At 43.2% G+C, this 15,032-nt stretch carries 10 protein-coding genes; 4 read left to right on the top strand and 6 right to left on the bottom strand.

Annotation, left to right across the window (positions count from 1 at the left end; genetic code table 11):
• Nucleotides 1–20: 20 nt before the first annotated feature.
• Together L4D20_RS06310 and L4D20_RS06305 are read right to left on the bottom strand one after the other, a co-directional pair.
• Nucleotides 21–695, bottom strand: a complete 675-nt coding sequence (locus L4D20_RS06310) for a PEBP family protein (RefSeq protein WP_428800684.1) — start codon at nucleotides 693–695, stop codon at nucleotides 21–23.
• 205 nt (nucleotides 696–900) lie between these two features.
• A complete protein-coding gene (locus L4D20_RS06305) occupies nucleotides 901–2,361 on the bottom strand; it encodes a DUF3360 family protein (protein ID WP_428800683.1) in 1,461 nt (486 codons plus the stop codon).
• A gap of 368 nt (nucleotides 2,362–2,729) precedes the next feature.
• On the opposite strand from L4D20_RS06305, the gene L4D20_RS06300 reads away from it, so the two are divergent.
• The gene (locus tag L4D20_RS06300; RefSeq protein WP_428800682.1) at nucleotides 2,730–5,288 is read left to right on the top strand and encodes a DUF294 nucleotidyltransferase-like domain-containing protein; all 2,559 of its coding nucleotides are present in this window, start codon (nucleotides 2,730–2,732) and stop codon (nucleotides 5,286–5,288) included.
• A 102-nt stretch (nucleotides 5,289–5,390) separates the two neighbouring features.
• Here the strand turns inward: L4D20_RS06300 and L4D20_RS06295 are convergent, their stop codons facing one another.
• The 3 genes from L4D20_RS06295 to L4D20_RS06285 all read right to left on the bottom strand — a co-directional run bounded on the left by L4D20_RS06295 (nucleotide 5,391) and on the right by L4D20_RS06285 (nucleotide 9,425).
• Complete coding sequence (locus L4D20_RS06295) at nucleotides 5,391–7,505, bottom strand: methyl-accepting chemotaxis protein (RefSeq protein ID WP_428800681.1); 2,115 nt, start codon at nucleotides 7,503–7,505, stop codon at nucleotides 5,391–5,393.
• Nucleotides 7,506–7,856: 351 nt separating this feature from the next.
• The gene (locus L4D20_RS06290; RefSeq protein WP_428800680.1) at nucleotides 7,857–8,750 is read right to left on the bottom strand and encodes a PA4780 family RIO1-like protein kinase; all 894 of its coding nucleotides are present in this window, start codon (nucleotides 8,748–8,750) and stop codon (nucleotides 7,857–7,859) included.
• A gap of 108 nt (nucleotides 8,751–8,858) precedes the next feature.
• Nucleotides 8,859–9,425 (bottom strand): helix-turn-helix domain-containing protein, encoded by a 567-nt coding sequence (locus L4D20_RS06285; RefSeq protein ID WP_428800679.1) that lies wholly within the window; start codon nucleotides 9,423–9,425, stop codon nucleotides 8,859–8,861.
• Nucleotides 9,426–9,574: 149 nt separating this feature from the next.
• Here L4D20_RS06285 and L4D20_RS06280 point away from each other — a divergent pair, with 149 nt between their 5' ends.
• The 3 genes from L4D20_RS06280 (at nucleotide 9,575) to L4D20_RS06270 (ending at nucleotide 14,227) form a co-directional block, all read left to right on the top strand.
• On the top strand, nucleotides 9,575–10,747 hold the full coding sequence (locus L4D20_RS06280; protein WP_428800678.1) for a benzoate/H(+) symporter BenE family transporter: 1,173 nt from the start codon (nucleotides 9,575–9,577) through the stop codon (nucleotides 10,745–10,747).
• A 241-nt stretch (nucleotides 10,748–10,988) separates the two neighbouring features.
• The gene (locus L4D20_RS06275; RefSeq protein WP_428800677.1) at nucleotides 10,989–12,959 is read left to right on the top strand and encodes a methyl-accepting chemotaxis protein; all 1,971 of its coding nucleotides are present in this window, start codon (nucleotides 10,989–10,991) and stop codon (nucleotides 12,957–12,959) included.
• A gap of 38 nt (nucleotides 12,960–12,997) precedes the next feature.
• On the top strand, nucleotides 12,998–14,227 hold the full coding sequence (locus tag L4D20_RS06270; RefSeq protein ID WP_428800676.1) for an ABC transporter substrate-binding protein: 1,230 nt from the start codon (nucleotides 12,998–13,000) through the stop codon (nucleotides 14,225–14,227).
• 68 nt (nucleotides 14,228–14,295) lie between these two features.
• Here L4D20_RS06270 and L4D20_RS06265 read toward each other — a convergent pair whose 3' ends face one another.
• Nucleotides 14,296–14,919, bottom strand: a complete 624-nt coding sequence (locus L4D20_RS06265) for a hypothetical protein (protein WP_428800675.1) — start codon at nucleotides 14,917–14,919, stop codon at nucleotides 14,296–14,298.
• Between the last annotated feature and the right edge of the window lie 113 nt (nucleotides 14,920–15,032).

Below are 15,032 nucleotides of genomic sequence, written 5' to 3'. Positions count from 1 at the left end.
GTCGACGATTCCTTAGCTTGTTACTTGCCAGAACTTAAAGTGACACGACACAAGATCGTGTTGTCGGCTTCTATATCTGAGGTCCAAATGAATTGAGCACTTCTGTCCCACTTTATCCGGTCATAACCACCTTTTGGTCTTACTTTTGATTTGGCAAATATGACGGCACTTGGCCACTGGTTGTCATCAAAACCTTGGGCTTTCCAGTCATAGGGTTCGGGGATTATGCTGCTCTTACAATCTTGGTCAGGGTTACGAGATTTCTCACAGTGCTTATTAAGCGGTGCTACGTGGATAGGCAAGCATCTCCAATTACTATCCGAGACCAATAATAGTGATCCATTTGAAGCTTGCTTAAATTGAGCAATAAAGCCTCCGTCGCCCATCTGCTGCTTACGGCTTCCTATGTATTCAAGGCCTGTGTCATTTTGTTTGAAATCTTTTATTACGAAACCAATTTCAGCGGGAAGGGTAATTTCGAAAGTAAATGATTCAGCATTAAAAGAGCGTTCGGTGTTTATCGATACTGAATCTTGTTTAATCAGCGTATTACCGAGGTACATTGCAAACCAATTATCAGACCAAATATCGGCACGAACTTGTGTGGCATTACTTTCTGCGTGCGGGGCAAACGAGAGGCACATTAGAACGAGGAGTCGTGCATCAATAGCGTTTAACTTAGATTCTAGTTTCATTTTATCAATCAAGTGTTTGTAAGCATTTAATTATCTTAGTCAATATATCGAGTGCCGCGAGTTTAGTCGTGTAGAAACTTTGATCAGTGTTCGTAATGTGCCCGCAGTACCGAATTGGAGAAATAAAAAGGCGCAGAGAATATCTGCGCCTAAACATTGTGATAATAAGTAGTTATTGATAAAGAATCAGTGAAGTCGTGACAAATTAATTACCAATAATAGCTGGTATACCCGGAAGCTGACCAACTGCGGCTAGTGAACCAACACAGATAACAAACGCAGCCCCTGGGATGAGGTACTTGTCTTTGTTTGAAAGCTCTTTTGCTCGCTCGTGGTCACCAATAAGGCCCATATTGTCGAGTAGCATCGTGGTTGCCCAACCAAAAACAGGGTTTACAAACGCGCAAGCGAAGATACAAATACCGGCACTTAGTGAGTCTTTATGCTTGTGGATCATCTGCATACCGGCTTCAAGTAGCGGTAGAAAAACACCTACGATCAATGCAACGCGCAGAACAGGTTCCCACATTGCCAGATCCATAGGGTAGCCGATAACTGCGGCAGCAATACACATCACACCTGTTAGCAGTGCACCACCAGGGATAGGGCGCTTGGCTATAGCCGCTGGGATCATGTATGTTCCCCAAGATGAAGCTAGGTTACCACCACCTAGGAAAGAACCAATACCCTGACGGATAGAAGCAACCATCATGGTGTCATCTACATCCATCAAAACGCCTTTTGCATCTTTAGGGTAGTTAAGCTCTTGGAATACACGGTGCCCTAGGTAGTCCGGAGACCACATCGCAACTGCCAACAGTGCAAATGGCGTTACCGCAACAAAGTGAGCTAGGTTCGGCCAGCCCAGTTGCCAGCCTGTGTCTTCACCCCACCAGTAAAATGGGCTAAAGTGCGGTAGGCCTGGCTCGGTTGAGAAGGCAAATTCTGCCCCCATTGCATAAGCGACAATACCCGCAATCAAAGAACATAGCGGGATTGCCAGCCAGCGTTTATTTATTTTTGCTAAGTAAGCGTAAACAGCGAGAGTTACGCCAATTACAGCAAAGGAAATGTAGCCCTGATCAGTGCTCGCTGCCCATGCTTCGGTTTTGTTGATCTGACCGATCAAACCCACCGCACCAAGGTAAATAAGTAAACCGCCCCGTACACCAACTCCGGTGAGGGTCATCAGTTTAGAACCCCCTTTGGTATAAGCGAGTACAAGACCAAACACACACACCATGATACCGAGTGCCAGTGGGTGTCCACCGGCCGCGGCTATCAACGGTATTAGCGGAATCATCGGGCCATGGGTACCGGCTAGGTTTGCGTTAGGGTTTAAAATTGCTGAGAATAAAATAACAAATAGACCACCGGCAATGAGTAGCTCATAGCGAACGTTCTCAGCGACAAACTCCGGAGACAGCCCAAACTGCGCAGCAAATACGGCAACCATAGCGGTTACCATCACGACTTTACCAATGGTTGCAGCAAGTGCCGGTACTAGGTCTTCAAGTTCGACACTGTAGTCACGCGAAGGTAAGTGAATACCCCAGCGGCGAAAACTCATGATTTTTAGATCGTGATTAAGAAACTCTTCACGACTTTCAAACTCTTGCGCCTTACGACGCATATCTCTATAAAAAGTCTTGCTTTTCCTAGACATCTACTCTTTCCTTATAGGATTTCGAGTCAACCCATTTCGTTCAATCTCGCTTACTCTTGGTATACTGACCTTCGATCAGTACGGGGCGACATCCCAGACGCTACCATGCACCTCTATTGTTTCAATAAAGAGGAGATTCGAAGAACTGCAGTTACTCGATGTTGAATAAACGGGAACCTCTGCTCCCGTATGAAATACGAACTACGACTTCACCTTGAGTCTAAAAAATACATTTGCAGGACTTATTGATTTGGGTTAATTAATAGCTAGAGTTCAGGTGAAGAGGGCTACTACTTTTAATAAAATTGCAGCACACTGCACACTTTTGAGTGAATTATCAATTGTCACTGTTGAGCCGGTAAAACAGAATGAAAATCTCAGAACATGCTAACCGTACCGAGCAACTGTTTGGTATTCGAGCCGAAGAAATCCACAAATGGATTGATGGCTTTTTTGATCACAATGGCACTGATCACTCGTTAAGAATGTCCAGCAATATGGACTATGATCCCTACGATCATCGCCGTTTTCGCCACTGTAAAGAGGCCCTTAGTGAAGCGGTAAAAGAGTTTGGCGATAAATATACCAACCAGCAAATCAAAGATATTTTTGAAACCCATGTTCGCGACGACTATGCGGGTTACCTGCCTTTAAGAGCTGACTTTGAAAACGGTACGTTTACAGCTAAATACCACGACGCAGCGCATGCTGAAGAGATTCGTGAGGTACTTGATGCGGGTGAGCTGGAGGATTACTTTAGTGGCCTACATCACTCTAGCCAAGAGAATCAATCTTCTATCAATAATTTCAGTTTCCGAATTGTGTTGCCAACGATTATTGCGATTGTACTTTTTGTCACCTCCATCATTTATGTGATTGTCCCTCTTGTTGAGGACTCAATGCGCGGGCAAAAAAGGCAGATGATAAAAGAGCTGACTTCCACTGCGGTAAGTATTGTTGACAGTTATGTTGCTCAAGAGCAGAGCGGTTTGATGACCACTGAGGAAGCAAAGGCCAAAGCAGCTTTAGAAATTAAAGCTATGCGTTACGGCGCTGAAAATAAAGACTATTTCTTTATAACTGATATGCAGCCGAAAATGATAATGCACCCATATCGACGTGATTTAACCGGGCAAGATCTTACCAATTATAGAGACAGCGAAAATACCACTGGTTTTCCAGTGTTTGCTGAAATCACTAAGCTAGTTAAAGCTAAACAGCATGGATTTTTAGAGTACCAGTGGCAGTGGAAAGACGATCCAAACATTACTGCACCCAAAATGACTTATGTTCAAGGCATTGAAGAGTGGCAATGGATCATTGGCACCGGGGTCTATTTTCAAGATGTACAGCAAGGGATTGATCGTCTAGAAGCAACATTATATCGAGTGTTTTTTATTATTACATTAGGCTTAATCGGGGTGATGGGCTATGTGCTTTCACAATCGAAAGCATCTGAAATTCGTAAAAAACGTGCTGAAATGGCGCTACATGAAGCGAAAGACCGCTATCGTGCTCTGGTTGAGTCTTCCAATGAAGGTTTTATTTTAGAAGCTGATGGCAAGATTATCTTTTCTAATAGCCGTTTACATCAACTCCTCGGATATACTGATAGCGAGTTAAAAAATCATTCTATTTGGAAAGAGCTGTTTGCCGATAGCCCACAAAACAGAGACGTCATTCAACATCTGTTGCAACTGTTTAATAATGAAAGTGAACCAGGAGAGTTTGAAGCTCAGTTAAAAACTAAAAGTGGGAAACAGATTGATATCATTCTTAGTACCTCTAAGATATTTTTATCTGAAAAGTTAGGCCATGTGATCTCGTTTCGTCCGATTGTGCGCAAGATTTACGGTGGTCGCTTTGGTTCAGTGAACCAAGTGAGCAATTACCAAAAACTTAGCAGTGTCATTGTGACTGAAATTGAAAACGGACAGAGTCATGGGCAAGTGGTGGAGTCGCTTAATCAACTACCAGATCTGATCCGAGAAATGATAGAGACAGGCTCACGTCCAGACTACCTTCGTCGCCTCATTGGTAGCACTTATGATGCGGCCATTTGCCGTTTTATTGAGTTAACAATTGATGATATTGGTGAACCACCGGTGCCATTCTCCTTTATCTCATTTGGTAGTAATGCTCGTCATGACATGACGCTGTTCTCTGATCAAGATAATGCGATTGTCTTTGAAACGCCAGACGACGCTGACCTTAAGTCTATTCGACGCTACTTCCTACATTTGGCAGAAAAGGTCTGCGCCATGCTAAACCAAGCCGGGTACAGTTATTGTGATGGGCTGATCATGGCGTCAAATCATCAATGGTGCTTGAGTCAGAAAGAGTGGCAAGCCAACTTTAGTGACTGGATAGACAAAGCCTCTCCAGATTCGATACTTGAACTCAATGTGTTTTTTGATATTAGATCTACCTATGGGGAAGCGCGCCTAGTAGACGCTATTCAATCACACATTCAACTTTTACTTCGTCAGCACCCAGAGTTTTTCCCCACTTATGCACAGAACTGCTTATCTTATGAAGTTCCACTTAATACCGCTGATGAAATCAAAACTGAAAAGCATGATGGTAGAGAATCGTTGAATTTAAAGGACTGTTTAAGACCTATGGAGATTTTCTGTCGACTCTATGCGCTTAAGCATGACATTCGAGAGATCAATACAATGGCGAGGCTTAAAGGGCTGTTAGCCGAAGAAGAAATTGACGCGAAAGCCTTTAGAGAAATGGTGTATATTTTTGACCATATTTGGCATCTTCGCTTTATGAATCAGATCATCGAATACACAGATTTGCGTAAAGTGAACGATGTACTAGCCATCAATGATCTTACTTATCTAGAACAAAAAAACCTTAAGAATGTCGTGAGCAGAATTTCGATTTTCCATGATAAAGTGATGCGAGACTTTTTTTGATTCATTCAAAGCGAATCAAGCAAGATAGGGCACACGAATAAAAAGAGGTGAACACAATCATTCACCTCTGTTTTCATTTTTACTAACCCGCTATCTAAGCCTCTAAGTTTTTAGCCTATCAAGCTGCTCGTATTGAGCACGAACAAGTTCAGATAAGTGATTGCTACTATCAAATGACTGATCTGCCAATCGCGCTAACTGCGCTGTTGAGTCGGATATACCGGTGATGTTTCTGTTTATCTCTTCGGTCACTGCACTTTGCTCTTCAGCTGCGGTGGCAATATGAGTAATCTGGCTTGAAACAGTATCAATTTGGCCGACTATCGCACTGATTGATGACAAGGCCTCGTTAGTCTGGGATACGGCAAGTTCAGCTTTTTCTGTGCCAGACTCGATAACCTTTGAGGCGCTATCTACTTCGATTTGAAGTGCGTTGATGAGTTGAGTAATGTCATCAGTAGAGCTTTGTGTTTTAGAAGCAAGTGAACGTACCTCATCAGCCACGACAGCGAAGCCTCGCCCTTGTTCGCCAGCTCTGGCGGCTTCGATGGCCGCATTTAGCGCTAATAAGTTGGTTTGGTCTGCGATTGAACGAATGACTTCAACGATGGAGCTAATATTGTTACTGCTCTCGGCTACCTTGCTCACAGCCTCTTTTGCATGCAGTGATTCCTTCGACATCGTATCTACGTGATCCATTGCTAGAACCAAGCTATTTTCGCAAGATTTGAGGTTATTAGACATATGTTCAGTTTCACTGGCTGTCTGTTCTGAAGAGTTCGCCACTTCAGATGCGGTGGCACTCATTTGGTTCATAGCTGTTACTACATTTTCGATTTCACGGTTTTGATCATTAAGGCTATCCCGCGTTTGTTGAGCAATCGTTGCAGTGGAAGAGCTGACATTTTGAGACTGATCTGCAAGTCCTTTAAGTTCGATAATCAGTCTCTTTAGTTTATCGATAAAGAGATTGAAACCGCGGCTTAGAGCAATAAGTTCAGCATGTGATTCAATCGAAATCGATTGTGTAAGATCACCTTCAGAGCTGGCCAAATTTTCTACTCGAGTCTGAATAGTTTTAATAGGGGCGACAATGCCTTTAATCACGATAGCAATGCTGATGATGGAGATGATTGAGACAACGATACCCAGTATCATCTGTAGACGGCCAAGTGAATTTGCCATCTCCTGCATTGAGTCGCTGAGTATGTTAGCAGTGCTGAATGCTTGCTGATTCGGAACCTCGATGATCAATGACCAACTGTTTTTAGCTAATGGGATATCAATGCTGTAAGCGACGGCGATTTCGATGTCGTTTTCAAAGTAGCCGTTATTTTGGTGAAGAGAGCTTAATGTTTGGGCTAGCTCTGAAGGTATCGCTTCTTTTAAAGGTCGTCCTTTTTGTTCGTAATGACTGGCTGCGACGATTAGCCCTTTTGCACTGAGAAGAGTGACTTTCGCTTCACCGCCATAGAGGCTTTGAGATAACTCATCGATCAATTGTTGAAAAATGGGAAGGTGAATATCGACCCCAACAACGCCTGAGAATTGACCCTGTTTAATAACCGGAGCCACCAGAGAGCTCATCATGACTTCCTGACTATTCACCTCTTCAAGATAGGGTTCCATGATGCAGGGTTTAAGATTATCTTTAGAACATAAGTACCATTCCGCTTCTCTTAGCCCAAACTCATCAAGTTCATTAGCGTATTTCTCATCGGCATCTTCGACCTGCTCTTGTACGACACTCCCATCGCTTTCGCGATAAAAATAGAGCTCTAAGCTACCCACATCGGGAACACTATGGGTTGTCCCTTGAGTATTCTCTTCATCATTACCATCAAATCCGTTTGGTTCGAACTGTGCGTAAATCGCGGACAGCTGAGGGCTGTTATTTAAAGTAGCGTCTAGGTTTCCCTCGACAGCGTCGCGAGAGTTGAGAGAAGAACCAGATGTTTTGGCTATAGAAGCAGCGATTGAATAGGGAATTTGATAAGCACTATTAATGAATCCTGCGATCTTTTCACCATACATACCAGCCGTGGAAGACAGTTTTGACTTGATCTCGAAATGAATGCCTTGCTGAACCTGCTCGGCCATTTCTGCGTTCTTTTCGTTGAGCGTCCACCATAATGAAAGAGAGAGAAGCAGAACTATTGATAGGAATAGCGTCGATGTAATCCAAAGCAACTTAGTGCTAATCGATAAATGCTTCATGGAATGGGCCTTAGATCTAAATAAATATTTGGTATTTATTAATAAAACTAGCAGTTACTAAGGCAGTTACAAGTTGGAGGCTAAAGACAGTCTTTGGGTTCTAATAACAGAGTGTTATTGGAATACTCACCATCATGTTTTTGATTAACCGAACTACAATGATTGTCACATTCGGTCAGCAACTTAGAAAATAATATTGGGACTCTAGAATTTAATTTAAAAGAGGAAAGAATGATGTTACTCATTAAGGGGTTGTGTGGGGTATGAGGTATACATTACGCCCCGTAAAATGAAAAAAAGGTAGAGAATCATCTCTACCTTTTTCTTAAGAATAATAGTGTCGTAACAGCTCTATGAGTCCGCGTCAGCCCAATTGAACTTACTTTCGTCAACACCTTCTTTTGCTTCTTTGATACGTTCGCGTCGGAACTGTTCTGCACGTCGAGCGTCGTCAATCTCTTGCATGATAGAAGCTAGGTCAGCGTCGATGTCTTGTTCGGTAAATTGACCGGTTAGCTCGGTATCAGGCTTCAAATCGCCTTTTTCAAAGATCGCCCAAATTTCTTTGGCGTAGTCGGTCTCTTTTAATTCTGGTGCAAATTGGCTGTAGTAATCACGGATATTATTAATATCACGCGTTAGCATCCACTCTGCATTATTATTGGCAGCAGCATCAACGGCTTGCGGTAAATCGATGATCACAGGACCATACTCATCAACCAACACGTTGAATTCAGACAAGTCACCATGGATTAAACCGACGCAGAGCATTTTGACGACGTAAGTCATCATCACTGCATGATCTTCGAGTGCTTGATCTGCAGGCATCATGACGTCGTTGAGCCTTGGTGCTACGTAACCTTCGTCATCGGTGACCAGTTCCATCAATAATACGCCGTCATAGCAACCGTAAGGTTCAGGAACTCTTACGCCTGCAGCAGCCAGTTTGAATAAAGCATCCACTTCGGCGCTCTGCCAAACTTTCTCTTGTTGGTCTCGGCCAAAACCTGAGCCTTTTTCCATCGCACGCGCACGGCGGCTGTTTCGGACCTTGCGGCCTTCTCGGTAGGCGACGGCTTTTTTAAAGCTGCGCTGCGTGGCTTCCTTGTACACTTTGGCACAACGGATCTCTTCACCGCAGCGTACAATGTACACATCGGCTTCTTTGCCACTCATCAGCTGGCTTGTTACCTCGTCGACTAAACCATCGTCAACTAAAGGTTGTATTCTTTTCGGTATTTTCATAGCGACGTTATACCTTACTTGGCGCCAATATGTAATGTTAAGCGACTAAATAACGCGAATTTTCGTCATCTTCACGATAATTTTCCGTGACGTTGCACTGACATTCCGTTACCTATGGCTATGAGCGTAATGGATAACGTTATGAAACACCGCATTCTTCTTGCTTATATTTTTATAACCATGCGGTTGATTGGCGTTAAAACGAACAGCTTGGCCTTCTTTAAGTTCGTGCCACTCGTCGTCGAAAAGAACCAACATCTCACCAGACGTACATATTATGTGCTCTGTCACCCCAAGGTTATGGGCGTCGGAGTGGTGTTGATAATCAGGTGTTAGCGTTAGCTCGAATATCTCAAAGCCTAACGCTGGTTCGAACGGAAATAATAAACTGACAAGAAATCCAACGTTATACTCTTCCCGTCTAAGTTCATTAGCATCTCGAAACAGGCTCGTTATTTCATTATTGGAGCTCACTGATATTAGGTCTGAAATAGAAACATCAAACCCTGAGGCAATTTCCCATAGTTTAGCGATAGTAGGGCTCGATTCACCTCGTTCAATTTGACCTAGCATGGCTTTGCTCACGCCTGTCGCCTTTGCGGCTTTGTCTAGACTCCAGCTCTTTTCTTTACGAAGGCGCTTTAAGTTGTCACTGACTTTTATCTCTGTTTGCATAATTACTCTACAAAAATACTTGTGCGTTATAGCGCACAAGTGTAGGTTGTCTCTATGGACGTTATAACGCACATCGCCTTTAAAGAACATACCTAAGGGCTGAATAACATAACTAATGAGCTATATCAGATGACTAGCAGGCAATTAATATGACGAAACTAAAGTTTTCCCACATAAGCGCGGGATTCATAGCTGTTTTCATCGGCTACGCGAGTGCAGCCGCCATTATTTTCCAAGCAGCAATGAGTGCAGGTGCGAGTGAATCACAAGTGGCTTCTTGGTTTTGGGCATTAGGAATAGGAATGGGTGCTTCCACCATTTTGTTGTCGTTTCGTTATAAAAAACCTATCGTAACAGCATGGTCAACTCCGGGGGCGGCTCTGCTCATTACCTCTCTTGAGGGGCTAACAATGAACGAGGCCGTGGCGGCATTTCTCTTTAGTTCACTATTGATTACTTTAGTCGGTGCAGCGGGTGTGTTTGAAAAGCTATTGAAACAGATACCAACGTCCATTGCCGCGGCTATGTTAGCCGGTGTTTTATTGCAGTTTGGAATCGGGGTATTTTCATCACTTCTGGAAGAAGTCCAGATTGTTTTTGTGATGTTAACCCTGTTCATCTTGATGAAAGCTTGGCTCAAAAACTTGTTGATTCCGGTTATTTTTTCGGTGGCTTTGGCATTATCTATCGGGATGGGGAAACTGGATTTAACGGCTGTAACACTTACAGTGACTCAACCTGTCTTTATCATGCCTGACTTTAACCTTTCCGCATTAATCAGTGTTGGGATTCCGCTGTTCATCGTTACTATGGCCTCGCAAAATCTACCGGGCTTTGCTGTATTGAAAGCGAATGGTTATAAAGTTGAATCTTCAAAGATCATCACGGCCACAGGGTTTACAGGATTAATACTGGCTCCATTTGGCGGCTTTGCTTTTAATCTAGCTGCGATTACCGGGGCGATTTGTATGGGCCCCAATGCTGACGAAAACCCGAAAACTCGATATATGGCCGCAATCTCTATGGGTGTGTTTTATCTGCTAGCGGGCGTATTAGGAATGTCATTTGTTTCACTATTTCAAGCGGTGCCAGCAGCCGTGGTGATGACCATTGCGGGGCTCGCTGTGATGCCCACATTGATGAATTGTTTAACGAGTGCAATGGAGGAGAGTGAGCAACGAGAGGCGGCGCTGTTGACGTTTTTAATGACTGCTTCAGGCATTACAGTGTTAGGTATCGGTAGTACGTTTTGGGGACTATGTTTGGGGCTAGCTTGTCATCGTTTGAATAGCGTTCGTAAAGAAAGGTTGAAAACGGCTTAATATTGTTAGCAATTTTTATGTTCAGAAAGTCGTTAATGTAATGGACGGATATATAGGCCATGAATGCCCAAACTGCATAAATTCAGTGTCTTGTCGGAGTTTTACATAGTCTAGCCGATGGAACAGTTAAATCTTCGATAAAATTTCGCCCTAAAAATTAACGCCATAGCATGATCTTTTTGTGATCAAGGTCGATATATCTACTACGTTTATTGATAGTGTTCGTATTAGGTGAAGGCTCATGAAGTTCAGTATTGTCCAGAGAATTGTTGGTGGTTATTTCATCATGTTTCTTCTATTGGCATTGCTCGGAGGAAGCAGTTTTCTCAAACTAGCCACGGTAAATGACCATGTTGTGCAAGTCACCAATGAAGCGACTCCGCTGCTAGTTGACACATCTCAGCTGCAAATATCAGTTCTTAAAAGCCAAAGAAGTCTTCTTGAGTATATTACCTACACGGATGCAGAGTACCTGCCTCCAATTATCTCTTTATTTAATGAACAGAAGGGGGAGTTTTTATCGATATTAGAAAAAATCCGATCTTCTGCCTCTGGGGTTGAGCAGACCAGTGCTATAGGTGATGCATCGCAATCCTATTTTTCAGTCGCCGATCAGATAATGGATCGTCATCGAAAATCTATTGAACTTAACCTCAAACTAAACAGCGCTCGTGAAGTGTTTGTGAAATACGAAGATTCGTTTCAAAAAGTGACGTTATTACTTCTTGATAAGGTGAGTGGCAGTCGCTCGCAAAGCAATAAAGTTGACCGTCTTACCAGCGGAATTAAGCGAGACTTGAGAACACTACGAGCTGCAAACCCTGAAATGGATTTGCAAAAATTGGTTAAGACCTTCACCAGTAATGTTAGTAGAGCAAAAGAAGGGATTAGCAGCATCAAAGTCAGTGCGGGTGTGATTGCTAGATTTGAAAAGACAGTCGTGAAGTTAGAAGAAGCGGGTGTGTCTGAGCAAGGTATGTTGCCATTAATGATTCAGCAAAGGCAATTACAAGCTGAGATACGAAGTTTAATCGAACAATCTCAACGAAATACTCGCTTGGTTGAAAATGAAGTGGATCAGTTAGCAACCTTAGCGTTAGAAGAGGTGGATTCTACCAGCTTTGTCACGTCTCAATCCGTAGGCGCTGCAAAAGTAATGATCATTTCATTGACGATGGCTTCGGCATTTGTTGCGGCCATAATCGGTTACTTAACCTCCAAAGCCATTCACAATCCTTTGTCGCTTATCAACCGAGTATTACGCAAGATGACACAAGGCGACATGACCCATTATGTAAACTATCAATCGAGCTGTGAGTTTGGTGAGTTGTCCCAATCGATTGATAAGCTGGTTTCTGAAATGAAAAACGTCCTCTCTCAGATTAATACCGGAACGGATAGCTTGGCGGAAGAAGCACAAAATGCCTCTAATATTAGCGAAACAACCATGTCTCGTGTCTCTACTCAGAAACAGCAAATTGAGTTGGTTGCTGCCGCTATCTCTGAGATGGAAGTGAGTGTTTCTGAGGTGTTTCGTTCAACAGAACAATCTCAAAATGAGGTAGAAAGCGCTAACGCGAGTACTCAAGTAAGTCGAGAGCAAGTGGCAAGTAGCCTCATTTTAGTTGAAGAGCTGTTTGAGTCTATCAATTCTGCGGTAGATATTGCCCATAAGCTGGAAGAGTTTAGTAACAACATCGGCAGTATCTTGGATGTTATTCGTGGTATTGCAGAACAAACTAATTTGCTGGCACTAAATGCGGCAATTGAAGCGGCTCGAGCAGGGGAGCACGGAAGGGGTTTTGCTGTAGTTGCTGATGAAGTCAGAACGTTAGCAACGCGAACGCAGCAGTCGACCGTAGAAATTCAAGCCATGATCGAGCGCTTGCAAGAGAGCTCTGAGCAAGTGGTGGCAGTTATGAATACCAGTCAGGATAAAACCAAAGAGTGTGTTAGCCAAAGCCGAGTCACTGACGAAACACTGAAGTCTGTCGCAGAGCGTATGGAAGCCATCAATGAAATGAGTATGCAAGTTGCTCATGCATCAGAAGAGCAAATTGCGGTAAGTAAAGATATAGCGAAAACCATTAATGAAATTTCTGAAGTAGCAACAGAAACAGAAACAGAGGCGAGAGGAGCATCGTCAGTAAGTGATGTATTGGCTCAGCTCGCACAACAACAACGGACACTGGTCCATAAATTTAAGCTGTAGTTGAGCGTTCGTTGGTGAATCAAAAGGTAGGGAGTGTTATGAGATATTTTATAAAGTTGAGCCTATTTTTTGCGGTGTGCTTTTCAGCCGTAGGGCAGAGTGGAACCTTAGTAATTGAGAGCTGGCGCGAAGATGGAAAAATCTGGAATGACAAAATTATTCCAGCGTTCAATGCCAAACATCCGGGAATCAAAGTCGAATACAAACATACGATCGCCACTGATTATAACGACCAATTAAACGGTCGACTTGCTGACGGAACGGCTGGCGATATTATCACCTGCCGTCCGTTCGATGATTCTCTGAAGTTATTTGAAGCAGGGAATCTGGTTGATTTGACAGACGAAGATGGAATGGAAAACTTCCCTTCATTTGCGCAATCAGCTTGGCAAACCGATGACGGAGCTTCCACTTTTTGTCTTCCTTTGGCGTCGGTTATTCATGGGTTCTTTTACAATAAAACGATATTTTCTGAGTTAGGGTTAAAAGAGCCGAGTACGGTTGAAGAGTTTTTTGCAGCATTGGAAAAAGTGAAAGCGGATGGTAAGTATGTCCCCTTAGCTATGGGAACCAACGACAAGTGGGAAGCAGCGACTATGGGCTTTCAAAATGTCGGACCAAACTACTGGCATGGCGAAGATGGACGTTTCGCGATCATTTCTGGTGAAGGTAAATTGTCAGCGCCAGAGTATACCGCTGTTTTTGAGCAACTTGGTCGTTGGGGCGGCTATATGGGCGAGGGCTATCAAACTCGTGGTTACGGTGATGCCATAGAGATGTTTGGAGGGGGCAAAGCAGCAGTTTATCCCGCGGGTTCTTGGGACATATCAGCCTTTAATAGCAAGATTGATTTAGGGGTATTTAGACCGCCAGTAGCAAATACAGGTGACGATTGCTTTATCAGTGATCACACGGACATCGGAATTGGTGTTAATGCTAAGGGCTCAAATCAGGAAGAAGCATTAATTTTTATAAATTGGATGGCAAGTGAAGAGTTTGCAGGTATTTTTACCAACGCATTGCCGGGTTTTTTCTCTCTATCCAATCACTTCATTGATGTTGTTGATCCAACCGCGAAAGCGATGATCGCTTGGCGAGACGAATGTGACTCGACGATTCGAAATTCATATCAAATTTTAAACCGAGGTACTCCAAGTCTAGAAATGGAAATTTGGGAAACCAGTGTGGGTGTTATCAATGGTTCAATGATGCCTGCTGATGCTGCAAATCGTTTGCAGTCGGGTTTGGAAGGGTGGTACAAGCCATAGCATGTGTTTTGTATAGCTAAACAAGCAGCAATAAGAGTGGAGATCGGATCTCCACTCTTATCATCAGTTTAATGTGTAAGAGCATCCACAATGTCTGGCGATGAGAAAACCTCTTCAAAACGAGCTTTGTAAATCAGCTGCATCTCATTCATGATAGCTCCGCTATCTGGGATGTCATTTTCACCAGTAAAATTCTTCGATACCAGCTTTTTACCTGCTGGGTCTAAGATGATGATATCAACGTCATACCAAGATGAATCAGAAAACGCATGAAAATCATACTTCCACTCATTTAACGAGATTACTAGTGACTTCTTGCCATCTTGTCCTAATTCATCGATCAGGTCGGGAAGTTGAGTCTCAAGTTCTGTGAGATGTAATGTCGCATCGATGCCTCTATCCTTAAAGCCGTGTTCGATTCTGGTACCAATAAATGTTGCCATAGGCTCTTGAGTCGCGGTGTTGTAACTGTATGGAATACCAAGTGAACTTCGAATTATCCCCTCAAACGCAGCTGGTTTATCTTTATCTAATACATAGGGTCTTTGATCTAATACCGCGATAGAAACTGCTCCAATTTCAGACGAAATATTAACTTCTGGCGCTGATTCTTCGACGGTGAGTAGTTTTGCACAGCCGATTAGGTTCAATCCAGCGATTAGCAGCACAGTCCATTGTAATGTTTTAAGCATATTGAGTTCCTTTCAAATGGTGGCAGACAACTGATTTACGGACATCGATGTCGGTTTAATATCCGTCAACTATGAAAAATATAGCATATGAATCGTGAGGCGTATGAGGATTT

Origin of the sequence: Vibrio kyushuensis (assembly GCF_050337325.1) — a bacterium.
GTDB lineage: Bacteria > Pseudomonadota > Gammaproteobacteria > Enterobacterales > Vibrionaceae > Vibrio > Vibrio kyushuensis.
This window is presented reverse-complemented; position numbering and strand designations above follow the sequence as displayed.